Consider the following 24,350-nt stretch of genomic DNA (forward strand, 5'->3'; position numbering starts at 1 on the left):
TCTCGTCAGTCCTTCAACGGGCCGGTGCGGTTTGCGGCGTTACCGGAGCGCCCGGGGCGAGCCCGACCAGGGCACTGACAATGACGTGATCGCCTGGGGCGAGCCCGGCCAGCACTTGCCAGCGGCCGCCCAGCATGATTCCGGTTTCTATCTGCCGGACTTCCGCCTGCTGGCCCTGGCCGACCACCATCACCCGGGCCTGGCCCGTGGCGTCACGACTGACCGCGCGCTGGGGCACGAACACGGCAGGGCGCTCCGGGCCCTGAGGCGCGGTGACCCGCACATACATTCCTGGAAGCAATGCAGCGTCCGGATTGGCGAAGCGCCCACGCAGGGTGACCTGGCCGGTGCCGCGGTCTACGGACACATCGGTGAACAGGAGTACGCCTTCGCGATGCAGCTCGGTACCTTCCACCTGCACGCTCAAGGTTCGCTCGGTGCCCTTGCTTCGGTTCTGCAACGCCTCGCGCAGGCGCAGGGCGTCGGCCACCGGCTGATTGAAATCTACATAGATCGGGTCCAACTGCTGGATGCGCGCCATGAGCGTGGCTTCGCTCTGGCCCACCAGGCCACCTTCGGTCACCAGGGCACGGCCGATCCGCCCGGAAATCGGCGCCCGTACCGACGCGTACCCCAGGTTGAGCCGGGCCGTGTCCAAGCTGGCCTGGGCGCTGCGCACATCGGCTTGGGCCAGTTGCAGGTTGGCGCTGGCGGTATCGAAGTCCTGGGCGCTGATCGCATGGCTGTCTACCAGTTGCTGGTAGCGCTTGAGCCGGGCACGTGCTTCGAGCACGCTGGCCTGCGCGCGCCCCAGCTCGCCCTCGGCGTGGGCTACCGCTGCCTTGAGCGGAGCAGGGTCGATCTCGAACAACAGGTCCCCGGCTTTCACGTCAGCGCCTTCCTCGAAGCGCTGCTTGAGCACGATGCCAGCGACCCTTGCGCGGACCTCAGCCACGCGTACCGGCTCGACCCGCCCTGGCAACTGTGCCATGGGCGTGAAGGGCTCGCTGGCCACCACCTGCACCTCCACCGAGCGCGGAACCGCAGCCTCGCTTGGCAATGGGGCTTGATCACAGCCGGCCAGGCCTAGAGCGAGCGCCAGGGGTAGCCAAGGGAAATTAAAGCGCTTCACGGTAAGCATGCCTTCTTTAAAGGGGACCGAATGATGATTCGTGGATTCAAATGAGTCAATATAGTCTCATTCCAGGCCGTGGAGCAGCGGTGACATGTAATTTACGGCACAATGCTGGTTTGATTTCGTTCAAGCAGAAGAGAGTGGAGCATGGCACGGGCGGCCAATGAGGACAGATTGCTGAGAGCGCTGGCTACCGCCCTCGTCGAGCGGCCGCGTGCCTCCCTCAAGGAGCTGGCTGAAGCCGCCGGAGTGAGCAAGGCCACCTTGCACCGCTTCTGCGGGACGCGAGAGCAACTGATGCTAATGCTTGAACGCCATGGTTGCGAGGTGATGGAACAGGTACTGGCTGATGCTGATCTGGCCCAGGCCGAGCCCTTGGCGGCGCTGCGTTGCTTGATCACCGGCCACCTGCGCCATCGCGAGTTGCTGGTGTTCCTGATGTTCCAGTACCGGCCAGACAGCCTGGAGCCGGGGCCGCAGGGCAACGCCTGGACACCCTATGGCGATGCCCTGGATGCGTTCTTTCTGCGCGGTCAACAGTTGGGCGCTTTGCGCATCGACATTCCAGCCCCGGTACTGACGGAGCTGTTCGTATCGCTCATCTATGGCATGGTCGACGCCGAGCGTCGCGGGCGCGCGGCCAGCCTGCAATCGGCCGCCGTGCTGGAGCGGTTCTTTCTGGAGGGGGCAGGGCCGGGATAGCGGCATACGGAGTTGGCGTATTCTGCGCGGCTTGCTTAAACGGTTCGCTGGCCGGTGCTATCCTCCGATTTTCTGCTCTAGCCTCGAGTGGCTTCCAGCATCTCTTCGATCCACCGCACCTGCCGTGACAGCCGTGCGGTGGCCTCGTCCGTCGTGCCAGGCCGAGTATGGGTGAAATCCACCAGCAGCTTGCGCCTCAGGCCGAGCATGCGTTGCCATTTGGTAATGAAGGCCGGGCTGCGGGCTTTCAGCAGCAACGGACCGAAGAACAGCTCGCGCTCGCTGTATTTCACAGGGGCCGAGCGCCTGGTCACGATCAGTTCGTAGTCGAAGCCTTTCTCTCTGAACACTTCTTCGTGAAGAATGCAGTAGCTGTTGTCCATCAACCAGTGCCGCAGGGGTGCTTCGCCCCCGTTGGGCTGCAGGATCAGGCACTCATGACCGCCAAGGCGGTTTTTCCCCGCCTCGAGAATATCCCGGATGGTTTCTCCGCCCATGCCACACAGGGCAACGGCGGTAATGCCGTCGCTGGGCTCGATGCAGTCCAGCCCATCGGCCAGCCGCACTTGAACCTGCTCGCCCAGGTCATGGTTGTGCACGGTGCGTTGCGCGGCCCGGTAAGGCGTGCTCGCCACTTCTCCGGCCACTACCCGTGAAGCGATGCCGCGGCTTACCAGCGCCACTGGAAGGTGGGCATGGTCCGAGCCGATATCGGCCAGGACCGCGCCATGCGGCACCTGGGCCGCGACTCGCTCCAGGCGAAGGGGAAGTTTGGGGGTGGCCAAGAGAAGTACCTATTCATCCGAGCTGTGATGAGAATGTGGATATCCGGCCAGTGCCGACAGCTTCAGCGTGGCCCAGGTCAACCTGCCTGGAGCGAGTGCGATTCAGCCCAAGCGAGAGCCAATCGCTAAAGCTGCGTTTGACTGGCATCCCTAGGAAACTGAAGGTTGTGAATTAGCGCATCGATAATCGCCTTGCAGCTTTCGACCGCATGGAGCGTCAGCCCGGCTTTCTCCTCACTGAAGGGCATGCCTACCGCTGCATCTATCATCATCTCCCGTACGCTGGCCATGAGCTCGGAGGCTTTGTGTAATGCTTGTGTAGCCTGCACCCCCGGCGTTACCTGGAAGATATGGCAGGGCTTATCGACCTGGCCAACCAGGCTGAAGCTGGCATGGGCTGTAACGCCGAGCTCTGTGTGCTTTGTTAAGGGCGTGAGTAGGTCCACGGTGGGCATGTGCATGACTCCTATCGTTGAGGAACCGCCGTCGATCGTCGCCAAACGATGGGGCGGCAGCTGTACGCAGGTTGGCGAACCGGGACAATAGGAACCCGGCAGACACGAGGTCTCCCGCGCACAGCTGCCATAAAGGGCCGCTGGCATCAAAGTGCCAGAGAGTGGAGCTGTGCGTCTATTGTTCGCGAGTCGCCAAACTCGGCCGCTGAGTTTGCAGCGGCGGCGCAACGATAGCCGCTGAGGTGAGGGTGTGCAAGGGCTGGCATAAACCTATGCACACCCAGTGAATAGCGCTGCAGACTGGGCTTTGCCAGCGTCGCCAGTACCAGCGGCTCGGATGCCATCGACTGGTACTGCGCGGATGTCATCAGAACGAAATATTCAACGCCGCGAACAGCGCTCGCCCTGGCTGGTTATAGGTATTGGCCCCGGACGTGCTGGCGTTGCCGCCGCGATAGATCTGCTTGTCGAACAGGTTGCTTACCCCCAGGCGCACGTCGTAGTGCTTGCTGATTTCATAACCGGTACTGACATCCAGCAGCGCGTAGGGTGAAACATCCTGCTGGGCGCTTTCGTCATAGCTGCTCTGGGTTCTCAGGTTGTACTTGGGAGATTTCTGCCTGCCGTACCAGGTTCCGGCCAGTTGAAAGGACAGTTTTTCGGTGGCTTGCCAGTCCAGGGTACTGTTCACCGTATATACAGGCACCACGCTCAAGGGCTCGCCAGTGTCCTGATTGTCATTGTTGAGCATCCAGGTCAGGTTGGTGTTCCAGTCCAGCGCAGGCGTGAGTTCGATGTAGACGTTGCCTTCGATTCCCTCGACCAGAGCCTTGCCGGAGTTTTCCCACTGATTGACCCGGCGTCCGTTATTGAGCGTGTACACCACTTCGTTGCCGCCGATGATCTTGTTCTGATAGTCGTTGCGGAAATAGGTAGCGCTGGCGCGCCAGGTGCCACGGTCGTAGAGCAGGCCGATTTCCTTGTTGATGCTGATTTCCGGATCGAGGTTGGCGTTACCCTGCAGGTAACAGCCTCCGGTATTGGTTTGTACGACGCTGCAGCCATTGCCCCGGCTATACAGCAGGTAGTTGGGGTTGGCCTGATAAAGGTTCGGTGTTTTGTAGGCGCGGGCGATACCGCCTTTCAAGGTCAGGTCATCGCTCAGTTTACGAGACACATTGAGGCTTGGGCTGAAGTTGTCGCCGTAGTCTTCATGGTGATCCAGGCGCAATCCAGGGGTGATGGTGGTTTCGCCCCATTGAATATTGTCTTCGCTGAAGAAGGCGAAGCTTTTGGCCGATGTCTTGGACTCGCCCGATGTGAAGCCGACGATGGTGTCACCGCTCGCGCCGGACGGGTCGAAACTCTGCGGGCGCAACGACCCCTGGTCATTGAGGGTTTCGTACAGATACTCGGCGCCCACTGTGAGGGTGTGATCGGTGTCGCCCAAGGCGAATGGCAGGTTCGCCTCGCTGGAGAGCCGCGTATTGCGCAACCGCGACATGGCCGCGCCAGTATCGTTGATAGCGCCTTCGGGCCCGCCCGCGGCCCCTTCGTTCATGCGCCAGTTGCGCACGTATTCATAGGTGATGGAGCTTTTGCTCGTGCCCCACTCGAAGTTGCCCAGGTCGGTCAGGTCGAAATTGCTGCGCTGCATCACGTTGGTTTCAGCACCATACAGGCTTGAAAGCAGGGCGAGGTTGCCGCCGGCGTTGCTGTTCTGGGAGTCACCGGCGTAAATATTGCCCTGGCGGCTGTAGCTGCCGTTGAGTTCCAAGGTATGAGCATCATTGACGCGCCAGCTGAGCAGGCCATTGACGTCCTTGTTGCGCACGCCCTCGCGCCCTGCCACCAGGGTGCTGTTGTTGTGGCCTGCGTTGATATCCAGGTCATCGGCGTCGGTCTTGGCCAGGCCGCCGAACAGTCGGAACGAAAGGTCGTCGGTAAGCCCGCCGCTGAGGTTGAAGTTGGTGCGCTTGCTGGCGCCTTCGGCCTTGTCTTCAGGCAGCTGGGTGTACAGGTTCACGCTGCCATGGAATTCCTTGGTCGGCCGCTTGGTGATGATATTGATCACCCCGCCCATGGCGCCAGAGCCATAACGCGCGGCGGCCGGGCCGCGCAACACCTCGATACGTTCGACCGCTTCGGCCGGCACCCAGTTGGTCTCGCCTCGGGTATCGCGCTCACCGCTTCCTCCATAACGCACCGCGTTGCGGGCGCTGGACGGCTTGCCGTCGATCAGGATCAGGGTGTTCTCGGGGCCCATGCCGCGCAGATCGATCTGCCGGTTATTGCCACGGGCGCCGCTGGCGCTGTTGCCCGTCAGGTTGACCCCGGGTTGGCGCCGGATGATGTCCGACAGGTCATTGGCCGGAGGATGCCGCTTGATGTCTTCGGCGGTAATCACTGAAGAGCCCAGCGCCTGTTTCGCTTCCTGCTCTGCCGTGACATGAGTGGTTTCCAGCTCGACGGCGTTCTCCTGCTCAGAAGGCAGGGCTGATGGGGGCTCGACGGCCATGGCCAGCGAGGGCGCGACAAGCGTGAGCAGGGCCACTGTCAGACAGTTAAGGGGCATATCCGGTCGCATCGTGCGTCTCCATGGCGTTCAAGAAAGGGCCAGCAACAGGGAGCCTGATAGGCATTCCCCAATTTGTTGCGAACGATTACCATTCGTTCATGGGTGCGCCAATATACGCACCTGTAACCGGATTGCAACCTGAGTATTTTTTTAATTTAGGATCGCAACGGGCCAGCTAGACGGCCTGGGCCGCCACTTTCCGGCAGCCCGAAGCGACACTCTCCCGTTCTTTGTCCATTCCATTACGCGCTTGCCAGCGCCGAGGCACGATGATTCGAATACTCCGACGTTCCGTTTTCTTCTGGCTTCTGCTTGCCTTGAACAGCCCGCTATGGGCACGGCCGAATCTGGTTCTGCCCAGTGAGCCCAACCTCGCAGCACGTGGTTCGGCGTTCTATCGATTCACTGAGTTCGATCTGCAGGGGAAGGAGCCCGGCCAGCATTACCGCGTCTGGGTCGCAGTCCCTAAGAACCCCGCTCCGCCCCAGGGATATCCAGCGCTCTACATGCTCGATGGCAATGCCGTGCTGACAGCCCTCGATGACCAGATGCTGGAGGGCTTGAGAAGCGATGCGCTTCCGGTACTGGTGCTGGTGGGGTACCCCGTGGCCGCCCGCTTCGATCTGACGGCGCGGGCCTACGATTACACGCCGCCTTTGCCCGGCGAGCTGCCGGCATCAGAGGAACGCGACAGGGGGCGGCGCAGCGGCGGGGCGGACAAGTTCGCTGAATTCATCGAAGGGCGCGTGAAGCCCGCCGTACAGGGGGTGGTAAGCACTGACCCGCAGCGGCAAACCCTATGGGGCCATTCCTATGGAGGGCTTTTCGGGTTGCACTCGCTCTTCACCCAGCCCGGCGCCTTTCAGGGGTATGTGCTGGCCGACCCCTCGTTGTGGTGGCAGAACGGGGTCGTCCTGGCCAATGAAGCAGGCTTCGCAAGCCCAGGCCCGGCGCGCTTGCTGATGATGCGCGGCACCGCCGACCATCCGGATAAGGGGCCGCCGGGAGCGCACAAGGCACCGGAGCTGGCACGCAACCTGGCGCAGCGGCTGTCCACCCAGCCCAACTTGAAGGTGGAATACCAGGAGTTGCCGCTCAGTCACGGGGAGATGTTCAAGGCGAGCCTGTTACCGGCGTTGCGCCTGGCGGGGGAGGGGTGGTGGTGAAACGTTGGCGATCCCTGGGAGCACAGGGATTGCGCGGAGCCAGCGAAGCTGGCGAAACCAAGGCCGTCATGGCCTTCGCGTTCACTACAGGCATAAAAAAACCGGCTCATGGCCGGTTTCTTGTGCGGATGAACCGCTGTATCTGGTGCCCCGAGGGAGACTCGAACTCCCACTCCTTTCGAAAACGGATTTTGAATCCGCCGCGTCTACCAATTCCGCCATCAGGGCTTGCTGGCGGCGAAGTATAGAGAGCCTTTGGGCGTCGGTCAATCAGCTTTCATGGTCATAAACGCATAATTCCGCTAGACTTTCTCACCCTGCTGATCCCTCCTTGTGCTCACTATGCGTGTCGCTGATTTCGCCTTTGATCTTCCCGATGCCCTGATCGCCCGCCATCCGCTGGCGCAGCGGCGCGCCAGCCGGTTGCTGGTGCTCGATGGCCCCACGGGCGAGCTGGCCCACCGTCAGTTCGCCGACCTGCTGGAATACCTGCGCCCTGGCGACCTGATGGTGTTCAACAACACCCGGGTGATTCCAGCGCGGCTGTTTGGCCAGAAGGCCAGCGGCGGCAAGCTGGAAGTACTGGTCGAGCGCGTGCTGAGCAGCCACTCGGTGCTGGCCCATGTACGGGCGAGCAAGGCGCCGAAGCCGGGAACGGCCATCTTGGTCGACGGCGGCGGCCAGGCCGAGATGGTCGCCCGCCACGATACGCTCTTCGAGCTGCGCTTCGACGAGCCGGTGTTGCCGTTGCTGGAGCGGGTGGGTCACATGCCGCTGCCACCTTATATAGACCGCCCGGATGAAACAGCGGACCGTGAGCGTTACCAGACGGTCTATGCCCAGCATGCCGGGGCCGTGGCCGCGCCCACCGCCGGCTTGCATTTCGACGAGCCGCTGCTCGAGGCAATCCGCGCCAAGGGCGTGGACACCGCCTTCGTTACCCTGCATGTGGGCGCTGGCACCTTCCAGCCCGTGCGGGTGGCGCGCATCGAAGATCACCAGATGCACAAGGAATGGCTGGCGGTCGACGAAGGCGTGGTGGCTGCCGTGCAAGCCTGCAAGGCCAGGGGCGGGCGGGTGATCGCCGTGGGTACCACCAGTGTGCGTTCCCTGGAAAGCGCCGCGCGGGATGGCCAGCTCAAGCCGTTCAGTGGCGATACGGACATCTTCCTCTATCCCGGTCGGCCTTTCCACGTGGTGGACGCCCTGGTCACCAATTTCCACCTGCCCGAGTCCACGCTGCTGATGCTGGTTTCGGCTTTCGCCGGTTATCCCCAGACCATGGCCGCCTACGCCGCCGCCATTGCCGGGGAGTATCGCTTCTTCAGTTACGGTGATGCCATGTTCATCACCCGCAATCCGGCGCCGGAAGGTCCTCAGGGCAGCGCCGACGAGGATCATCCATGAGTCGCACCTGTCGTATGCAATTCGAGCTGCTAGCCACCGACGGCAAGGCCCGTCGAGGGCGCCTGACGTTCCCCCGGGGCACGGTGGAAACCCCGGCGTTCATGCCGGTGGGTACCTATGGCACGGTCAAGGGCATGCTGCCCCGGGACATCGAAGCCATTGGCGCCGAGATCATCCTGGGCAATACCTTCCACTTGTGGCTGCGCCCTGGTACCGAGGTGATCAAGGCCCACGGCGACCTGCATGATTTCATGCAGTGGAAGGGGCCGATCCTCACCGACTCCGGCGGCTTCCAAGTGTTCAGCCTAGGCGCGATGCGCAAGATCAAGGAAGAGGGCGTGACCTTCGCTTCCCCGGTCGACGGCTCGAAGGTGTTCATGGGGCCGGAAGAGTCCATGCAGGTCCAGCGCGACCTGGGCTCGGACATCGTGATGATCTTCGACGAATGCACCCCTTACCCGGCCAGCCACGATGTGGCCCGGGCTTCCATGGAACTGTCCCTGCGCTGGGCGCAGCGTTCCAAGGACGCCCATGGCGACAATACCGCGGCGCTGTTCGGCATCGTTCAAGGAGGCATGCATGAAGACTTGCGCCTGCGCTCCCTGGAAGGCCTGGAAAAGATCGGCTTCGATGGCCTGGCCATCGGTGGCCTCTCCGTGGGCGAGCCGAAGGAAGAAATGATCAAGGTGCTGGATTACCTGCCCGGGCATTTGCCGGCGGACAAACCTCGTTACCTTATGGGGGTTGGCAAACCCGAAGACCTCGTTGAGGGTGTGCGCCGAGGCGTCGACATGTTCGATTGCGTAATGCCCACTCGCAATGCGCGTAATGGACACCTGTTCATCGATACCGGCGTGATCAAGATCCGTAACGCGGTTCATCGTCACGACGATTCGCCGCTGGACCCGACCTGCGATTGCCATACCTGCCGCAACTTCTCTCGCGCCTATCTGCATCATCTGGATAAATGCGGCGAAATGCTGAGCAGCATGCTCAATACCATCCATAACTTGCGCCATTATCAGCGCCTGATGGCTGGTTTGCGCGAGGCAATCCAACAGGGTAAATTGGCCGCCTTTGTCGACGCCTTCTATGCCCGGCGCGGCCTGCCCGTGCCGTCTCTGGACCCCCTTTAATAATTGACGAAAAACGTCGAATGGAGCGCTGAATGAGCTTTCTGATCCCCGCCGCCTACGCGGACGCCGCAGCACCGGCCGCTGGCCCCGCCGGTACCGGCTTCGAATGGATTTTCCTGGTCGGCTTCCTGGTGATCTTCTACTTCATGATCTGGCGCCCTCAAGCCAAGCGTGCCAAGGAGCAGAAGAACCTGCTCGGCGGCCTGCAGAAGGGCGACGAAGTGGTGACCACCGGTGGTATCGCCGGGAAAATCGTCAAGGTCAGCGATGACTTCGTGGTACTGGAAGTCTCCGACAGTGTAGAGCTGAAATTCCAGAAGGGTGCGGTTGCCGCCACCCTGCCCAAGGGCACGCTGAAAGCGATCTGATCCAAGTCTTTTACCTTGGCGGGGCGCGCAACGCGCTCCGCGTTTGAACGGGCGGCGTGATGCTGAACAAATACCCTTTGTGGAAATACATTCTGATCGTGGCGGTGCTCGCGGTCGGCTTTATCTATTCCGCACCCAACCTTTATCCGGACGACCCGGCGATCCAGCTGTCCGGCGCCAGCACCGCGCTGCAGGTCGGGCAGGCTGACCTGGACAAGGCCAGCAAGGCTCTGGCCGACGCAGGCATCACCGTCAAGGCCGCGAGCCTGGCTGACAATGGCAAGGGCGGCCTGCTGCGCCTGACCCGTCAGGAAGACCAGCTGCCAGCCAAGGACATCGTGCGCAAGGCACTGGGAGATGACTATGTAGTGGCCGTGAACCTGGCGCGGACCACGCCTCAATGGTTGCGCAACCTCGGCGCCAGCCCGATGAAGCTGGGCCTGGACCTCTCCGGTGGTGTGCACTTCCTGCTGGAAGTGGACATGGACAAAGCCCTCGACGCCCGCCTGAAGGTTTACGAAGGGGAAGTGAAGACCTTGCTGCGCAAGGAAAAAGTACGTTACCGCAGCCTGCCCCAGCAGGATGGCGGCATCATGCTGGGCTTCAATGACGATTCCACCCGCGACCAGGCCCGTGACCTGATCCGCAAGAATTTCAACGATTTCGACCTTTCCGCCACCGAGCGTAACGAGCTGGCGGTACTGCGCCTGGCGCTTACCCAGGCCAAGGTATCGGAAATCCGTGACTACGCCATCAAGCAGAACCTCACCACCGTGCGCAACCGGGTGAACGAACTGGGCGTGGCCGAGCCCCTGGTGCAACGCCAGGGTGCCAATCGCATCGTGGTCGAACTGCCGGGCGTGCAGGACACCGCCGAAGCCAAGCGCATCCTGGGCAAGACCGCCAACCTGGAGTTCCGCCTGGCAGCCGGCCCGGATGATACCCGCGCCACCACCGAGCAGTTCGAGTTCCGCGAAGGCAATCGCCCCCCAGCGGCGGTTGAGCGTGGGCTGATCATCACCGGCGACCAGGTCACCGACGCTCAGGCCAGCTACGACGAGCACGGCCGACCCCAGGTGAACATCCGTCTGGACGGCCATGGCGGCGACCTGATGAGCCGCGCGACCCGCACCAACGTCGGGCGTGGGATGGCAGTGATCTTCATTGAACAGAAGCCGACCACCAAATACGTCAAGCAGGTGGTCGACGGCGTGGAGAAGGAAGTCGCGGTTCCGAGCTTCACCGAAGAGAAGAAGATCATCAGCCTGGCGACCATTCAGTCTCCGTTGGGCAGCCAGTTCCGCATCACGGGCCTGAACGGCCAGGGCGAGTCCTCCGAGCTGGCGCTGTTGCTGCGCGCCGGTGGCCTGGCCGCGCCCATGTACTTCGCCGAAGAGCGCACCATCGGCCCGAGCCTTGGCGCGGACAACATCGCCAAGGGCGTGCACGCGGCCTTGTGGGGCATGCTCTTCGTCTCGCTGTTCATCATCGCCATCTACCGCTTCTTCGGCCTGATCGCGACCGTGGCCCTGGCGTTCAACATGGTCTTGCTGCTTGCCCTGATGTCACTGCTGGGGGCTACCCTGACCCTGCCGGGCATCGCCGGTATCGTGCTGACCATGGGCATGGCGGTGGATGCCAACGTGCTGATCTTCTCGCGCATTCGTGAAGAGATCGCCGCCGGCATGAGCCCTCAGCGGGCCATCCACGAAGGCTTCAACAGAGCCTACACGGCGATCATCGACGCCAACCTCACCAGCCTGCTGGTAGGCGCGATTCTCTTCGCCATGGGTACCGGCCCGGTGAAAGGCTTCGCCGTGACCATGTCCCTCGGGATCTTTACCTCGATGTTCACCGCCATCATGGTGACCCGCGCGATGATCAACCTGATCTACGGCGGTCGTGACATCAAGAAGCTGTGGATTTGAGGCCACTGCCATGAAAAAGACCATCAACTTCATGGGCGTGCGCAACCTAGCGTTCGCCGTCACCGTGTTCCTTACCTTGCTGGCGCTGTTCAGCTGGTTCTACAAGGGTCTCAACTTCGGCCTGGACTTCACCGGGGGTACGCTCATCGAGCTGACCTACGAGAAGCCGGCCGACCTGGGCAGCCTGCGTGGCGAACTGGCCGGGGCGGGCTTCCACGAAGCCGTGGTGCAGAGCTTCGGCGCCGCCACCGACGTGCTGGTGCGGATGCCTGGCGAGGACCCGAAGATCGGTACTGAAGTGGCCGACGCCTTGCGCAAGGTCAGCGGCGACAACCCCGTCACCGTCAAGCGGGTCGAGTTCGTCGGCCCCCAGGTAGGTGAAGAACTGCGTGACCAGGGTGGCCTCGGTATGCTCCTGGCCCTGGGCGGGGTGCTGGTGTACCTGGCATTCCGTTTCCAGTGGAAATTCGCGGTCGGCGCTATCATCTCGCTGATCCACGACGTAGTCGTCACGCTGGGTATTCTTTCGTTCTTCCAGGTGACCTTCGATCTCACGGTGTTGGCGGCGGTGCTGGCGATCATCGGCTACTCGCTCAACGACACCATCGTGGTGTTCGACCGGGTGCGGGAAAACTTCCGAGTGATGCGCAAGGCTTCGTTGATCGAGAACATCAACGTGTCCACTACCCAGACCCTGCTGCGGACCATCGCTACCTCGGTGTCGACCCTGCTGGCCATTGGCGCCTTGCTGCTGTTCGGTGGCGACAACCTGTTCGGCTTCTCCCTCGCCTTGTTCATCGGGGTCATGGCCGGTACCTACTCGTCCATCTACATCGCCAACGTGGTGTTGATCTGGCTGAACCTGACCAGTGAAGACCTGATCCCGCCCGCCACCAAGGAAGCGGTAGACGACCGTCCTTGAGCTGTCGGCATCCGCATGGGGTACCGCTAAGTCATTGAAAACCGAAGGAAGGTGAACTTCCTTCGGTTTTTTCGTTCCAAGGCTGGGAGAATCGCGAGGCCATAACGTCTGCCTCGCCGTCAGGAGGTTCCCGTGAACAAGTCGTTGCTGATCGGTGCAGTATTGGGTGCTGTCGGTGTTACCGCCGGGGGTGCTGTTGCAACCTACAGCCTCGTGAAAGACAAGGGTCCGGAATACGCGCAGGTATTGGCGGCCGAGCCTATCAACGAAAAAATCAAGACGCCGCGCCAGGTATGCCAGGATGTGACTGTCACTCATCGCCGTCCGGTGCAGGACCAGCATCAGATCGTTGGTAGTGTGCTGGGCGCGGTCGCGGGCGGCTTGCTCGGCAACCAGGTGGGTGGCGGTACCGGCAAGAAGATCGCCACCGTAGCTGGCGCTGTGGGTGGCGGCTATGCCGGCAACAAGGTGCAGGAGCACATGCAGGCTGGCGATACCTACACGACCACTGAGCAGCGCTGCAGCACTGTCAATGACGTGAGCGACAAGCTGGTTGGCTATAACGTCAAGTATCAGCTCAATGGCCAGGTAGGCAGCGTGCGCATGGACCACAACCCGGGCGCTCAGATTCCGGTGAACAAGGAAGGTCAGCTGGTGCTGACCCAAGCCCCGGCGCAGTAAACCCTGGGAGCTAGCGAAGGGCTAGGTAGGCCGGTCGGTTGTATCCGCTTCGCTGGCCCCGGCAAGGCCAGGATTCAGGCATAAAAAAAGCACTCGATGAGTGCTTTTTTTATGCCTGTTCGACCGATCAGCGCTTCATGGTCGGCGGCAGGTGCGGCTGGATGGCGGTGAGCACGGCCTTGAAGCATTTGGTATTGCCCGCCACGATATGGCCCTTTTCCAGGAATTCATGACCGCCGGTGAAGTCGCTCACCAGGCCGCCCGCTTCCTGGATCAGCAGCGCGCCCGCGGCCATGTCCCACTCTGAAAGTCCGGACTCCCAGAAGGCGTCGAAGCGGCCGGCGGCCACGTAGGCCAGGTCCAGGCTGGCGGCGCCGGCGCGGCGGATGCCAGCGGTTTGGCCAACGAGGCTGCGGAACATGCCCAGGTAGTTGTCCAGGTAGTCCATCTGGTTGTCACGGAACGGAAAGCCCGTTCCCAGCAGGGCGCCTTCGAGGCCGCGACGGGCGCTGACCCGGATGCGGCGACCGTTGACGGCGGCGCCGCGGCCACGGCTGGCGGTGAATTCTTCCTGGCGGACCGGATCCAGTACCACGGCATGTTCCAGGCGGCCGCGGTACTTGCACGCGATGCTCACGGCGAAATGGGGTACGCCACGCACGAAGTTGGTGGTGCCATCGAGGGGGTCGATGATCCACAGGTAGTCTTCGCCTTCGCCGCTACCAGCGTGCAGGCCGCTTTCCTCGCCAAGGATGCCGTGATTCGGGTAAGCCTTACGCAGCGCGGTGACGATCGCCTGCTCAGCGGCGCGGTCCACTTCACTGACGTAATCCTTGGCGTCCTTTTCATCGACCTTGATGCTATCCAGCCGCTCGATGGAGCGGAAGATCAGTTCACTGGCGCTGCGGGCGGCGCGCAGCGCGATATTCAGCATGGGCTGCATGGACGTTCTTTCACCTGGTCATTTAAAAAGAGCCGGGCATTCTACCAGAAAAGCGGCCACTAAGAAGTGGGCCATCGGCCTTCATGGCGTTGCTTTCGTCGCTTCTGTAGAATTTGCCCCCTTTTCAACCAGGGGAACGTCCTAGATGCTGCAGAACATCCGCATCGTACTGGTCAATACCAGCCATCCCGGCAACATCGGCGGGGCGGCCCGGGCCATGAAGAATATGGGCTTGTCCCGCCTCGTGCTGGTGGATCCGCAGGTGTTCCCCTCGCCAGAGGCCAGTGCGCGGGCTTCCGGGGCCGATGACATCCTTGCCGATGCCCAGGTGGTGCCAACCCTGGAGCAGGCCCTGGTCGGCTGCAGTCTGGTGATGGGCACCAGCGCGCGAGACCGCAGTCTGCCCTGGCCGTTGCTGGACCCGCGCGCCAGCGCCACCAAGGCAGTGCAAGATGCGCAGGCAGGCGGGGAGGTAGCCCTGGTGTTCGGCCGCGAACATGCGGGCCTGACCAACGAAGAGCTACAGCGGTGCCATTTTCACGTGCATATTCCTTCGGCTCCTGAGTTCAGCTCCTTGAACCTGGCTGCCGCCGTTCAGGTGCTGGCCTATGAGGTACGCCTGGCATTCCTTGCCTTGGCCGAGGCGGCGCCCGCGACGCCTGCCGACGCTCCGGTCGAACTGGCCACGGCCGAAGAGTTGGAAGGCTTCTATGGTCATATGGAAGCCACGCTGGTGGACATCGGCTTTCTGGACCCTGAGAAGCCGCGGCACCTGATGGCGCGTCTACGTCGTTTATATAGCCGCTGCCGGCTGGAGCGAACCGAAGTCAGCATACTGCGCGGCATCTTCACCGAAACCCGCAAGGCCGCAAAAGGCGAGCCGCATAAGCGCAAGGAGTGATAAGGGCAAGCTGCAAGCGATCAGCGCATTCAGCGCGTTGTCCGGCTTGCAGCTTGTGGCTGCTCATTGTGCTATCATCCGTCGCCGTTTCCAGCCTAATTCCGAGTAATATGGTAGGTCTTATAGTTGACTTAAATACTCGGGAATCGCATACTTGCCCCATCGCGTCCCTTTCGCAAACCGTGGTAACTGAACCGTGCGACTGACAACCAAAGGCCGATATGCCGTCACCGCCATGCTGGACCTGGCGTTGCACGCGCAGCGTGGGCCCGTGTCGCTGGCCGATATTTCCGAGCGCCAGGGCATTTCCCTTTCGTACCTCGAGCAGTTGTTCGCCAAGCTCCGTCGCGGCAACCTGGTGTCCAGCGTGCGCGGCCCGGGCGGTGGCTATCAGCTTTCCCGAGACATGAAAGGCATCCAGGTGGCCCAGGTGATCGATGCCGTGAACGAATCGGTTGATGCCACCCGCTGCCAGGGGCTGGGTGATTGCCATGCCGGCGATACCTGCCTTACCCACCATTTATGGTGCGACCTGAGCGACCGTATTCACGAGTTCCTCAGTGGCATCAGCCTGGCGGACCTGGTTACCCGCCGCGAAGTGCAGGAAGTGGCCCAGCGCCAGGATCAGCGCCGCTGCGCCGGCCAGCCCGCGATGCCGGACAAGCCCGTTCTCGAAAAGATAGAAACATCTGCCGTCGACTGACCGCCGTAGAGCGGAGCGCGCCTGATTAGGAGATTCTCGATGAAATTGCCGATTTACCTGGACTATTCCGCTACTACGCCGGTCGACCCTCGCGTCGCCGAGAAGATGATCGCTTGCCTGACCATGGAAACCAACTTCGGTAACCCGGCATCGCGGTCTCATGTGTTCGGCTGGAAGGCCGAGGAAGCCGTGGAAAACGCTCGTCGTCAGGTCGCCGACCTGGTCAATGCGGACCCGCGCGAGATCGTCTGGACGTCAGGGGCCACCGAGTCGGACAACCTGGCGATCAAGGGCGTCGCGCACTTCTACGCCAGCAAGGGCAAGCACATCATCACCTCCAAGATCGAACACAAGGCGGTGCTGGATACCACTCGCCAGCTCGAGCGTGAGGGGTTCGAGGTCACTTATCTCGAGCCGGGCGAGGACGGCCTGATCACCCCTGCCATGGTCGAGTCGGCGCTACGTGACGACACCATCCTGGTGTCGGTGATGCACGTGAACAACGAAGTCGGCACCATCAACGATATCGCGGCCATCGGCGAACTCACCCGCGCCCGCGGCGTGCTGTTCCATGTGGATGCGGCCCAGTCCACCGGCAAGGTGGAGATCGACCTGCAGGCCCTGAAGGTAGACCTGATGTCCTTCTCCGCCCACAAGACTTACGGCCCCAAGGGTATCGGCGCGCTCTACGTGAGCCGCAAGCCGCGGGTGCGCCTGGAAGCGCAGATCCACGGTGGTGGTCATGAGCGCGGCATGCGCTCCGGTACCCTGGCCACCCACCAGATCGTCGGCATGGGCGAAGCCTTCCGTATCGCCAAGGAAGACATGGCCAAGGAATACGCCCATGTGAAAGCCTTGAGCGATCGCTTCTTCAAGCAGGTCCAGCACCTCGAAGAGCTGTACGTGAACGGCAGCCAGGTTGCCCGCGTGCCGCACAACCTGAACCTGAGCTTCAACTACGTCGAAGGCGAATCGCTGATCATGGCTCTCAAGGACCTGGCGGTTTCCTCCGGTTCGGCCTGCACCTCCGCTTCCCTGGAGCCGTCCTACGTACTGCGGGCCCTGGGCCGCAACGACGAGCTGGCGCATAGCTCCATCCGCTTCACCTTCGGCCGCTTCACCACCGAAGAGGAAGTCGACTACGCCGCGGCCAAGGTCTGCGAAGCCGTGACCAAGCTACGCGCCTTGTCGCCCCTGTGGGACATGTACAAGGACGGCGTCGACATCTCGAAGATCGAGTGGGCCGCACACTGATTGAAGCCGTCGGCGAGCGGCTTAACGAATTGATGAGGAGTACCTAGCATGGCTTACAGCGAAAAGGTCATCGACCACTACGAGAACCCCCGCAACGTCGGCAAGATGGACGCCGAAGACCCGGACGTGGGTACCGGCATGGTCGGCGCTCCGGCCTGTGGCGACGTGATGCGCCTGCAGATCAAGGTCAACGAGCAGGGCGTGATCGAAGACGCCAAGTTCAAGACCTACGGTTGCGGCTCGGCCATCGCGTCCAGCTCCCTGGCCACCGAGTGGATGAAGGGCAAGACCCTGGACGAAGCGGAAACCATCAAGAATACCCAGCTGGCCGAGGAACTGGCACTGCCGCCGGTGAAGATCCACTGCTCGGTACTCGCTGAAGACGCCATCAAGGCGGCCGTTCGCGACTACAAGCAGAAGAAAGGCCTGCTTTGATCGCGTCAACCCAGCTTGCATCCGAGGAGTTTCGATGGCCATCAGCATGACAGAAGCCGCCGCCAACCATGTGCGTCGGTCCCTGCAAGGGCGGGGCAAGGGCGAGGGTATCCGCCTGGGTGTCCGCACCACGGGCTGCTCGGGGCTGGCCTATGTTCTTGAGTTCGTCGACGAAACCGCCGCCGAGGACCAGGTATTCGAAAGCCATGGCGTGAAGGTGATCATCGATCCCAAGAGCCTGGTCTACCTGGACGGCACCGAGCTGGACTTCGTCCGCGAAGGGTTGAACGAAGGCTTCAAGTTCAACAACCCCAACGTGCGTGGCGAATGCGGCTGCGGCGAAAGCTTCAACGTTTGAGGTCGCCCGTGGGTACTCCCTGTCACTTCGCCCTGTTCGACCTCAAGCCGGCCTATCGGCTGGACCTGGATCAGCTCGGCGCGCGTTATCGCGAACTGGCTCGAGCGGTGCATCCAGACCGCTTCGCCGATGCATCGGCAGCTGAGCAGCGCCAGGCCCTGGAACAGTCCGCCGCCTTGAACGAGGCCTATCAGACGCTCAAGAGCGGGCCGCGCCGCGCGCGTTACCTGCTACAGGTGGTCGGCCACGAAGTGCCCCAGGAAGTCACGGTCCACGACCCGGATTTCCTCATGCAGCAGATGCAGTGGCGCGAGGAGCTCGAAGACCTGCAGGACAGCGCGGACCTCCCTGGCGTCGCGGCTTTCAAGCAACGGCTGAAAGTGGCGCAGCAGGGTTTGGACGACGCCTTTTCCGCCTGCTGGGACCAGCCCGCTGAACGTGAGCAGGCCGAACGCCTGATGCGCCGGATGCAGTTCCTGGACAAGTTGGCCCAGGAAGTGCGCCAGCTCGAAGAGCGCCTCGACGATTAACCCTGTGCCGCCACGGCCGCACGCCTGAATAAGACAAGCATGGCTCTACTGCAGATTGCCGAACCTGGCCTGAGCCCCCAACCGCACCAGCGTCGGCTGGCGGTGGGGATCGACTTGGGCACCACCAACTCCCTGGTCGCCGCCTTGCGCAGCGGGCTCGCCGAGCCGCTGCCGGATGCCGAGGGCCAGGTCATCCTGCCGTCCGCGGTTCGTTACCATGCCGACCGGGTCGAAGTGGGCATCGGCGCCCGCCGGGCCGCCGCCGTGGATCCGTACAACACCATCGTATCGGTCAAGCGGTTGATGGGGCGCGGCCTGGCCGATGTCCATCAGCTGGGTGAGCAGCTCCCGTATCGCTTCGCCGAAGGCGAGTCGCACATGCCGTTCATCGAAACGGTGCAAGGGCCCAAGAGTCCGGTGGAAGTCTCGGCGGAAATCCTTCGGGTGCTCCGCCAGCGCGCCGAAGCTACCCTGGGCGGGGATCTGGTGGGCGCGGTGATCACCGTTCCAGCCTATTTCGATGACGCCCAGCGCCAGGCCACCAAGGATGCCGCGCGCCTGGCGGGCCTGACCGTATTGCGCCTGCTCAACGAACCTACCGCCGCGGCCGTCGCCTATGGGCTGGACCAGCAGGCCGAAGGCCTGGTAGCCATCTATGACCTGGGTGGCGGTACCTTCGATATTTCCATTCTGCGGCTTTCCCGCGGGGTGTTCGAAGTACTGGCCACCGGCGGCGACAGTGCCCTGGGTGGTGATGATTTCGACCATGCCATCGCCAGCTGGATGCTCGCCGAGGCCGGTCTGTCCTCGGACCTGGCCCCGGCGGCCCAGCGCGAATTGCTCCAGGCGGCCTGCGCCGCGAAAGAGGCGCTCAGCGGGGCGGAGGTCGTGCCAGTCGTCTATGGCGGCTGGGCCGGCGAGCTGACCCGGGCCCGGTTCGACAGCCTCATCGAGCCGCTGCTGGCTCGCAGCCTGAAGGCCTGCCGACGGGCTGTACGCGATTCCGGCGTCGAGCTCGAAGACATAGGCGCGGTGGTCATGGTCGGGGGCTCCACGCGGGTCCCGCGTGTGCGTGAGGCGGTCGGCCAGTTGTTCGGCCGTGAACCCTTGACCAACATCGACCCGGACCAGGTGGTCGCCATCGGCGCCGCGATCCAGGCCGATACCCTGGCGGGCAACCAGCGGGACGGCGAAGCGCTGTTGCTGCTGGACGTGATTCCACTGTCCCTGGGCCTGGAAACCATGGGCGGGCTGATGGAAAAGGTCATCCCGCGCAATACCACGATCCCGGTCGCCCGCGCCCAGGAATTCACCACCTACAAGGACGGGCAGACCGCCATGGTCATCCACGTCCTGCAAGGTGAGCGCGAACTGGTCAGCGATTGCCGCTCCCTGTCGCGTTTCGAGCTGCGCGGTATTCCGCCCATGGTGGCCGGCGCGGCCAAGATCCGCGTGACCTTCCAGGTGGACGCCGACGGCCTGCTGAACGTATCTGCCCGCGAGCTGGCCTCGGGTGTGGAAGCCAGCATCCAGGTCAAGCCTTCCTATGGCCTGACCGATGGCGAGATCGCCCGCATGCTCAAGGATTCCTTCGAATACGCCGGGCATGACAAGCAGGCGCGCCAGCTGCGCGAGCACCAGGTGGACGCCGAACGGTTGCTCGAGGCGGTGCAGGGTGCGCTCGAGGCTGACGGCGACCGTCTGCTCGAAGCCCAGGAACGGGAAGCGATCGAGTTCCAGATGCAAGAACTGCGTGATTTGTTGACCGGCACCGATGGTCCCGCCATCGAGCAGCAGACTCGCCGTCTGTCGCAGGTGACCGATGCCTTTGCCGCCCGCCGCCTTGATTCGACGGTCAAAGCCGCACTGGCCGGGCGCAACCTGAATGAGATCGAGGAGTAACCGATGCCCCAGGTGAAATTCCTGCCGCATGAGAAGTTCTGCCCCGAGGGGCTGGTGGTGGACGTACCGCCCGGGACCAACATCCTGGAGCTGGCACACGAGCACCACATCGAAATGGAAAGCGCCTGCGGCGGGGTATGCGCCTGTACCACCTGCCATTGCATCGTGCGCCAGGGCTTCGGCTCGCTCCAGGAGGCCGACGAGCTGGAAGAAGACATGCTCGACAAGGCCTGGGGGCTGGAAGCACAGTCGCGCCTGGCCTGCCAGATAAAGGTCGGCGACGAAGACCTTACCATCGAGATTCCCAAGTATTCCCTGAACCACGCTGCCGAAGCGCCGCACTGAGACGGAGGCCCGCATGAATCTTAAATGGGTGGACGTGCAGGAGATCGCCATTCAGCTGGCCGAGGCCCGGCCCGAAGTGGACCCTCGCACGGTCAGCTTTCCCCGGCTGCGCCAGTGGGTGATGGAACTGCCGGATTTCGACGACGACCCGAATCGCTCCGGCGAGAAGGTGCTCGAGGCGATCCAGGCGCACTGGATCGCTGAAGCGGATTGAAATGTTCCGCGTTAGGAAATACCTCCGAACCCGCGTATAATTCGCGGGTTTAATTTTTGCTTAACTCACTGCTTCTGGAGTGTCACATGGCTGTTCAACGTACCTTCTCCATCATCAAGCCCGACGCCGTCGCCAAGAACGTCATCGGCAAGATCACCACTCGCTTCGAAGACGCCGGCCTGCGCGTCGTCGCCTCGAAAATGAAGCAGCTGTCCAAGGCCGAAGCCGAAGGCTTCTACGCCGAGCACAAGGAGCGCGGTTTCTTCGGTGACCTGGTTGCCTTCATGACCTCCGGCCCGGTCGTTGTCCAGGTGCTCGAAGGCGAGAACGCCATTGCCCGCAACCGCGAGCTGATGGGCGCCACCGATCCGAAGAAAGCCGACGCTGGCACCATCCGCGCCGATTTCGCCGATTCCATCGATGCCAACGCCGTCCACGGTTCGGACTCCGAAGCCGCCGCCGCTCGTGAAATCGCTTACTTCTTCGCGGCTACCGAGGTAACCACTCGCTAAGCCACGCTTGCGAGTGAGAGGTGAATCCATGACGACATCTACCGACAAAATCAACTTGTTGGGTCTTACCCGCCAGGAAATGGAGAAATTCTTCGACTCGCTCGGGGAAAAGCGCTTCCGCGCCGGTCAGGCGATGAAATGGATTCACCACTTTGGCGTCGATGACTTCGACGCCATGACCGACTTCGGCAAGGCACTGCGCGCCAAGCTCAAGGCCTGCGCGGAAATCCGCGGCCCCGAAGTGGTCAGCGAAGACATCTCCGCCGACGGCACCCGCAAGTGGGTCGTGCGCGTGGCCTCGGGCAGTTGCGTCGAGACCGTGTACATTCCCCAGGGCAAGCGCGGCACATTGTGCGTGTCTTCCCAGGCCGGCTGCGCCCTGGACTGCAGCTTCTGCTCCACCGGCAAGCAAGGCTTCAACAGCAACCTCACCGCCGCCGAAGTGATCGGCCAGGTGTGGATCGCGAACAAATCCTTCGGCACCGTCCCGCATACCATCGACCGCGCCATCACCAATGTGGTGATGATGGGCATGGGCGAGCCGCTGCTGAACTTCGACAACGTCGTCAGCGCCATGCACCTGATGATGGACGACTTCGGCTATGGCATCTCCAAGCGCCGGGTCACGCTGTCCACCTCCGGCGTGGTGCCCATGATCGACGAGCTGGCCAAGCACATCGACGTGTCCCTGGCCCTTTCGCTGCATGCACCCAACGACGCGCTGCGCAACGAGCTGGTGCCGATCAACAGGAAATACCCCCTGGCCGTGGTGCTGGATTCCTGCCTGCGCTACATGGCCGCCCTGGGCGAGAAGCGAGTGCTCACCATCGAGTACACCTTGCTCAAGGACGTCAACGACCGCCCGGAACATGCCGCGGAAATGATCGAGCTGCTGCGCAACGTGCCCTGCAAGATCAACCTGATCCCCTTCAACCCGTTCCCGCATTCGGGGTATGAGCGGCCGAGCAACAATGCCATCCGTCGCTTCCAGGACAGCCTGCACCACGCGGGCTATAACGTGACGGTGCGCACCACCCGCGGCGAAGACATCGACGCGGCTTGCGGGCAACTGGTGGGCCAGGTGATGGACCGTACCCGCCGCAGTGAACGTTATATCGCGGTGCGTCAGCTGGAAGCCGACGCCCAAGGGCTGCCGCAAGCCGCCAGCCGCCCCTGAGCGCTTATCGAGAGAGGAACTCAATGATCCCGCGCCTTGCGCCCCTGCTGTTTCTGGCCATGGTCCTGGCCGGTTGCGTCACCACCGGCAAGGTGAACCCGATGGACACTCGCCAGGGCCGTGAACAGGCACGGGATGCGTACATCCAGCTCGGGCTGGGCTACCTTCAGCAGGGCGAAACGGAGCGCGCCAAGGTGCCCTTGAAGAAAGCGCTGGAACTGGATGCGGCCAGTGCCGAAGCCAACGCGGCGCTGGCGCTGGTATTCCAGGCCGAGGGCGAGGCCGAACTGGCCGAGCAGGCATTTGGCAAGGCGCTCTCGGCCCGGCCGGCAGATTCCCGTATCCTGAACAACTACGGCGGATTCCTGTACGAACGCAAGCGCTATCAGGACGCCTACGAGAAATTCCGCCAGGCCGCCCAGGATCCGCTCTACCCGGAACGCTCCCGGGTGTTCGAGAACCTGGGCATGACCGCGTTGATGCTGGGGCGCAAGGAAGAAGGACGTGAGCTGCTGGACAAGGCGCTGCGGTTGAATCGCCAGCAGCCCCGCGCGTTGCTGGAGATGGCCGAACTCTCCTACGAGGCGCAGCAATATGTACCGGCGCGCGATTACTATGAGCGCTTCAGCCAGCTCAGCGAGCAGAATGCCCGCAGCCTGTTGCTCGGCACTCGTCTGGCCAAGCTGTTCGACGACAAGAACCGGGCCGCCAGCTATGGCCTGCAACTGAAACGACTCTATCCCGGTACGCCGGAATATCAGCAATACCTGTCGGAGCAATGATGAAAGCGGCGCATCCCGAAGCAGTAGCAGTGGCTCGCACGAATCCCGGCGAAACTCTGCGCCAGGCCCGCGAAAGCAGAGGCTGGACGTTGCAGGAAGTGGCCGCGCGGCTGAACCTGACCACCACCTCGCTGGCCAACCTGGAATCCGGCGATTTCGGGCGCCTGCCCGGCCATACCTTCGCCCGTGGCTACATTCGCGCCTATGCAAAATTGCTGGGCATGGACCAGACGCCCCTGGTGGAAGCCTTCGATCATTACACCGGTACCAACGCCAAGGGCTCTGATGTCCACGGCCTTGGCCGCATCGAAGAGCCTGTGCGCCTGTCCCATAACATCCTGCGGATCGTCAGCCTGTTGCTGCTGGTACTGGTCATCGGTGGCGGCTTCCTCTGGTGGCAGGATCAGAACGCCTCCCGGGGGCGAGACCAGGTCGGTACCGCCATCGAGCATGTGGAGGTGGAAAGCGCGGACGGCACCACCCAGATCCATCCCATAGACGAGCCGGAAGACCAGGCGGTAACCGATAGCCAGGCCGTACCAGCGTCCGGGGCCGGTGAAACGGCCAGCGCGCCATCCGCCGATGGGCCGACCCAGGCCAGTCCCCCTGCGCCAGCCACCGCTCCGGCCGCGCCTGTGGCGACCCCCTCGGCACCGCCCCTGAGCACCTCTCATGGCTCTGCGGGTTCCCCGGTAATCGCTTCACCTCCGGCTCCGGCGACAGCACCAGCCGCGACCAGCGTTGCGCCTGTTGCCAGCGCCCCTGCCGCCGGCGCGCCCATGCCCGGCGCCGGCCAGGTGCGGATCGAATTCACCGCCGACTGCTGGACCCAGGTCACGGACGCCACTGGCAAGGTGCTCGCCAGCGCCCTCAAGCGCAAGGGCGACAGCCTGGATGTCAGCGGCAAGCCTCCTCTTCAGGTACGCCTGGGCTACGCCCGGGGTGCCCAGGTCACGTACAACGGTGAAGCCGTGAACGTGGCCCCCTTCATCTCGGGCGAAACCGCTCGCCTGAAACTGGGACAATGACAG

General features: G+C 62.7%; 25 protein-coding genes, 1 tRNA gene and 1 pseudogene. 21 read left to right on the plus strand and 6 right to left on the minus strand.

All coding sequences use genetic code 11. From position 1 onward, the window contains the following. Positions 1-13: 13 nt before the first annotated feature. Positions 14-1,141 carry an efflux RND transporter periplasmic adaptor subunit gene (locus ACP691_RS02430; RefSeq protein WP_426149912.1) on the minus strand — a complete coding sequence of 376 codons (1,128 nt, stop codon included), beginning with the start codon at positions 1,139-1,141 and terminating at the stop codon, positions 14-16. A 141-nt stretch (positions 1,142-1,282) separates the two neighbouring features. Between ACP691_RS02430 and ACP691_RS02435 the strand changes: the two genes are divergently transcribed. Next, the gene (locus ACP691_RS02435; protein WP_426149913.1) at positions 1,283-1,837 is read left to right on the plus strand and encodes a TetR/AcrR family transcriptional regulator; all 555 of its coding nucleotides are present in this window, start codon (positions 1,283-1,285) and stop codon (positions 1,835-1,837) included. Between the two features lie 77 nt (positions 1,838-1,914). Here ACP691_RS02435 and ACP691_RS02440 read toward each other — a convergent pair whose 3' ends face one another. The 3 genes from ACP691_RS02440 to ACP691_RS02450 all read right to left on the minus strand — a co-directional run bounded on the left by ACP691_RS02440 (position 1,915) and on the right by ACP691_RS02450 (position 5,664). Beyond that, positions 1,915-2,622, minus strand: coding sequence for a tRNA (adenine(22)-N(1))-methyltransferase (locus ACP691_RS02440; RefSeq protein WP_426149914.1), 708 nt, complete (start codon positions 2,620-2,622; stop codon positions 1,915-1,917). 125 nt (positions 2,623-2,747) lie between these two features. Further along, a complete protein-coding gene (locus ACP691_RS02445) occupies positions 2,748-3,077 on the minus strand; it encodes a DUF3077 domain-containing protein (RefSeq protein ID WP_426149915.1) in 330 nt (109 codons plus the stop codon). A 367-nt stretch (positions 3,078-3,444) separates the two neighbouring features. Beyond that, a complete protein-coding gene (locus ACP691_RS02450) occupies positions 3,445-5,664 on the minus strand; it encodes a TonB-dependent siderophore receptor (protein WP_426149916.1) in 2,220 nt (739 codons plus the stop codon). A 260-nt stretch (positions 5,665-5,924) separates the two neighbouring features. Here ACP691_RS02450 and ACP691_RS02455 point away from each other — a divergent pair, with 260 nt between their 5' ends. Beyond that, entirely contained in the window at positions 5,925-6,821 is an 897-nt protein-coding gene (locus ACP691_RS02455; RefSeq protein ID WP_426149917.1) for an alpha/beta hydrolase, read from the plus strand. A 143-nt stretch (positions 6,822-6,964) separates the two neighbouring features. Here the strand turns inward: ACP691_RS02455 and ACP691_RS02460 are convergent. Beyond that, positions 6,965-7,049 (minus strand) — tRNA-Leu (locus tag ACP691_RS02460). 114 nt (positions 7,050-7,163) lie between these two features. Here ACP691_RS02460 and queA point away from each other — a divergent pair. The 6 genes from queA (at position 7,164) to ACP691_RS02490 (ending at position 13,263) form a co-directional block, all read left to right on the plus strand. Further along, positions 7,164-8,228, plus strand: coding sequence for a tRNA preQ1(34) S-adenosylmethionine ribosyltransferase-isomerase QueA (gene queA, locus ACP691_RS02465; protein ID WP_426149918.1), 1,065 nt, complete (start codon positions 7,164-7,166; stop codon positions 8,226-8,228). Positions 8,229-8,242: 14 nt separating this feature from the next. Further along, entirely contained in the window at positions 8,243-9,364 is a 1,122-nt protein-coding gene (gene tgt, locus ACP691_RS02470; protein WP_426150204.1) for a tRNA guanosine(34) transglycosylase Tgt, read from the plus strand. Positions 9,365-9,396: 32 nt separating this feature from the next. After that, positions 9,397-9,732: a preprotein translocase subunit YajC gene (yajC, locus tag ACP691_RS02475; protein ID WP_040261917.1), complete on the plus strand. Its 336-nt coding sequence runs from the start codon at positions 9,397-9,399 to the stop codon at positions 9,730-9,732. 59 nt (positions 9,733-9,791) lie between these two features. After that, positions 9,792-11,660 (plus strand): protein translocase subunit SecD, encoded by a 1,869-nt coding sequence (secD, locus tag ACP691_RS02480; RefSeq protein ID WP_426149919.1) that lies wholly within the window; start codon positions 9,792-9,794, stop codon positions 11,658-11,660. Between the two features lie 10 nt (positions 11,661-11,670). Continuing rightward, complete coding sequence (secF, locus tag ACP691_RS02485) at positions 11,671-12,582, plus strand: protein translocase subunit SecF (protein ID WP_426149920.1); 912 nt, start codon at positions 11,671-11,673, stop codon at positions 12,580-12,582. A 132-nt stretch (positions 12,583-12,714) separates the two neighbouring features. Continuing rightward, positions 12,715-13,263, plus strand: a complete 549-nt coding sequence (locus ACP691_RS02490) for a glycine zipper 2TM domain-containing protein (RefSeq protein WP_040261920.1) — start codon at positions 12,715-12,717, stop codon at positions 13,261-13,263. Between the two features lie 127 nt (positions 13,264-13,390). Here ACP691_RS02490 and suhB read toward each other — a convergent pair whose 3' ends face one another. Beyond that, positions 13,391-14,206, minus strand: a complete 816-nt coding sequence (gene suhB, locus ACP691_RS02495; RefSeq protein ID WP_040261921.1) for an inositol-phosphate phosphatase — start codon at positions 14,204-14,206, stop codon at positions 13,391-13,393. 111 nt (positions 14,207-14,317) lie between these two features. On the opposite strand from suhB, the pseudogene trmJ reads away from it, so the two are divergent. The 13 genes and pseudogenes from trmJ (at position 14,318) to ACP691_RS02560 (ending at position 24,347) form a co-directional block, all read left to right on the plus strand. After that, positions 14,318-15,107 (plus strand): annotated as a pseudogene (gene trmJ, locus ACP691_RS02500) (tRNA (cytosine(32)/uridine(32)-2'-O)-methyltransferase TrmJ). Between the two features lie 196 nt (positions 15,108-15,303). Further along, positions 15,304-15,810: a Fe-S cluster assembly transcriptional regulator IscR gene (gene iscR, locus ACP691_RS02505; protein ID WP_426149921.1), complete on the plus strand. Its 507-nt coding sequence runs from the start codon at positions 15,304-15,306 to the stop codon at positions 15,808-15,810. 39 nt (positions 15,811-15,849) lie between these two features. Beyond that, positions 15,850-17,064: an IscS subfamily cysteine desulfurase gene (locus ACP691_RS02510; RefSeq protein WP_040261925.1), complete on the plus strand. Its 1,215-nt coding sequence runs from the start codon at positions 15,850-15,852 to the stop codon at positions 17,062-17,064. Between the two features lie 48 nt (positions 17,065-17,112). Then, complete coding sequence (gene iscU, locus ACP691_RS02515; RefSeq protein ID WP_040261926.1) at positions 17,113-17,499, plus strand: Fe-S cluster assembly scaffold IscU; 387 nt, start codon at positions 17,113-17,115, stop codon at positions 17,497-17,499. Between the two features lie 34 nt (positions 17,500-17,533). Next, entirely contained in the window at positions 17,534-17,857 is a 324-nt protein-coding gene (iscA, locus tag ACP691_RS02520) for an iron-sulfur cluster assembly protein IscA (protein ID WP_040261927.1), read from the plus strand. Positions 17,858-17,865: 8 nt separating this feature from the next. Further along, positions 17,866-18,387 (plus strand): co-chaperone HscB, encoded by a 522-nt coding sequence (gene hscB, locus ACP691_RS02525; RefSeq protein ID WP_426149922.1) that lies wholly within the window; start codon positions 17,866-17,868, stop codon positions 18,385-18,387. A gap of 39 nt (positions 18,388-18,426) precedes the next feature. Continuing rightward, on the plus strand, positions 18,427-20,289 hold the full coding sequence (gene hscA / locus ACP691_RS02530; RefSeq protein ID WP_426149923.1) for a Fe-S protein assembly chaperone HscA: 1,863 nt from the start codon (positions 18,427-18,429) through the stop codon (positions 20,287-20,289). A 3-nt stretch (positions 20,290-20,292) separates the two neighbouring features. Further along, positions 20,293-20,634: an ISC system 2Fe-2S type ferredoxin gene (gene fdx / locus ACP691_RS02535; RefSeq protein WP_040261930.1), complete on the plus strand. Its 342-nt coding sequence runs from the start codon at positions 20,293-20,295 to the stop codon at positions 20,632-20,634. Between the two features lie 13 nt (positions 20,635-20,647). Further along, positions 20,648-20,848, plus strand: a complete 201-nt coding sequence (iscX, locus tag ACP691_RS02540) for a Fe-S cluster assembly protein IscX (RefSeq protein WP_426149924.1) — start codon at positions 20,648-20,650, stop codon at positions 20,846-20,848. Positions 20,849-20,934: 86 nt separating this feature from the next. After that, entirely contained in the window at positions 20,935-21,360 is a 426-nt protein-coding gene (gene ndk / locus ACP691_RS02545) for a nucleoside-diphosphate kinase (RefSeq protein WP_040261932.1), read from the plus strand. 28 nt (positions 21,361-21,388) lie between these two features. Further along, positions 21,389-22,537: a 23S rRNA (adenine(2503)-C(2))-methyltransferase RlmN gene (gene rlmN / locus ACP691_RS02550; RefSeq protein WP_426149925.1), complete on the plus strand. Its 1,149-nt coding sequence runs from the start codon at positions 21,389-21,391 to the stop codon at positions 22,535-22,537. Between the two features lie 23 nt (positions 22,538-22,560). Further along, on the plus strand, positions 22,561-23,319 hold the full coding sequence (gene pilW, locus ACP691_RS02555) for a type IV pilus biogenesis/stability protein PilW (RefSeq protein WP_426149926.1): 759 nt from the start codon (positions 22,561-22,563) through the stop codon (positions 23,317-23,319). Continuing rightward, entirely contained in the window at positions 23,319-24,347 is a 1,029-nt protein-coding gene (locus ACP691_RS02560) for a RodZ domain-containing protein (RefSeq protein WP_426149927.1), read from the plus strand. The genes pilW and ACP691_RS02560 overlap by 1 nt, the downstream gene beginning before the upstream one ends. Positions 24,348-24,350: the final 3 nt, after the last annotated feature.

It is taken from the genome of Pseudomonas sp. DC3200b2, assembly GCF_049895785.1.
In the GTDB taxonomy this organism is placed as follows: domain Bacteria; phylum Pseudomonadota; class Gammaproteobacteria; order Pseudomonadales; family Pseudomonadaceae; genus Aquipseudomonas; species Aquipseudomonas massiliensis.

Excerpts from the sequence above, each read along its gene's own strand:
- rlmN (WP_426149925.1), top strand. The coding sequence starts at position 21,389 with ATGACGACATCTACCGACAAAATCAACTTGTTGGGTCTTACCCGCCAG.
- iscA (WP_040261927.1), top strand. The coding sequence starts at position 17,534 with ATGGCCATCAGCATGACAGAAGCCGCCGCCAACCATGTGCGTCGGTCC.
- ACP691_RS02510 (WP_040261925.1), top strand. The coding sequence starts at position 15,850 with ATGAAATTGCCGATTTACCTGGACTATTCCGCTACTACGCCGGTCGAC.
- hscA (WP_426149923.1), top strand. The coding sequence starts at position 18,427 with ATGGCTCTACTGCAGATTGCCGAACCTGGCCTGAGCCCCCAACCGCAC.
- iscU (WP_040261926.1), top strand. The coding sequence starts at position 17,113 with ATGGCTTACAGCGAAAAGGTCATCGACCACTACGAGAACCCCCGCAAC.
- ACP691_RS02445 (WP_426149915.1), bottom strand. The coding sequence starts at position 3,077 with ATGCCCACCGTGGACCTACTCACGCCCTTAACAAAGCACACAGAGCTC.
- suhB (WP_040261921.1), bottom strand. The coding sequence starts at position 14,206 with ATGCAGCCCATGCTGAATATCGCGCTGCGCGCCGCCCGCAGCGCCAGT.
- ndk (WP_040261932.1), top strand. The coding sequence starts at position 20,935 with ATGGCTGTTCAACGTACCTTCTCCATCATCAAGCCCGACGCCGTCGCC.
- secF (WP_426149920.1), top strand. The coding sequence starts at position 11,671 with ATGAAAAAGACCATCAACTTCATGGGCGTGCGCAACCTAGCGTTCGCC.
- ACP691_RS02450 (WP_426149916.1), bottom strand. The coding sequence starts at position 5,664 with ATGCGACCGGATATGCCCCTTAACTGTCTGACAGTGGCCCTGCTCACG.
- fdx (WP_040261930.1), top strand. The coding sequence starts at position 20,293 with ATGCCCCAGGTGAAATTCCTGCCGCATGAGAAGTTCTGCCCCGAGGGG.
- queA (WP_426149918.1), top strand. The coding sequence starts at position 7,164 with ATGCGTGTCGCTGATTTCGCCTTTGATCTTCCCGATGCCCTGATCGCC.
- ACP691_RS02455 (WP_426149917.1), top strand. The coding sequence starts at position 5,925 with ATGATTCGAATACTCCGACGTTCCGTTTTCTTCTGGCTTCTGCTTGCC.
- tgt (WP_426150204.1), top strand. The coding sequence starts at position 8,243 with ATGCAATTCGAGCTGCTAGCCACCGACGGCAAGGCCCGTCGAGGGCGC.
- ACP691_RS02430 (WP_426149912.1), bottom strand. The coding sequence starts at position 1,141 with ATGCTTACCGTGAAGCGCTTTAATTTCCCTTGGCTACCCCTGGCGCTC.
- pilW (WP_426149926.1), top strand. The coding sequence starts at position 22,561 with ATGATCCCGCGCCTTGCGCCCCTGCTGTTTCTGGCCATGGTCCTGGCC.
- secD (WP_426149919.1), top strand. The coding sequence starts at position 9,792 with ATGCTGAACAAATACCCTTTGTGGAAATACATTCTGATCGTGGCGGTG.
- yajC (WP_040261917.1), top strand. The coding sequence starts at position 9,397 with ATGAGCTTTCTGATCCCCGCCGCCTACGCGGACGCCGCAGCACCGGCC.
- ACP691_RS02560 (WP_426149927.1), top strand. The coding sequence starts at position 23,319 with ATGAAAGCGGCGCATCCCGAAGCAGTAGCAGTGGCTCGCACGAATCCC.
- iscX (WP_426149924.1), top strand. The coding sequence starts at position 20,648 with ATGAATCTTAAATGGGTGGACGTGCAGGAGATCGCCATTCAGCTGGCC.
- ACP691_RS02435 (WP_426149913.1), top strand. The coding sequence starts at position 1,283 with ATGGCACGGGCGGCCAATGAGGACAGATTGCTGAGAGCGCTGGCTACC.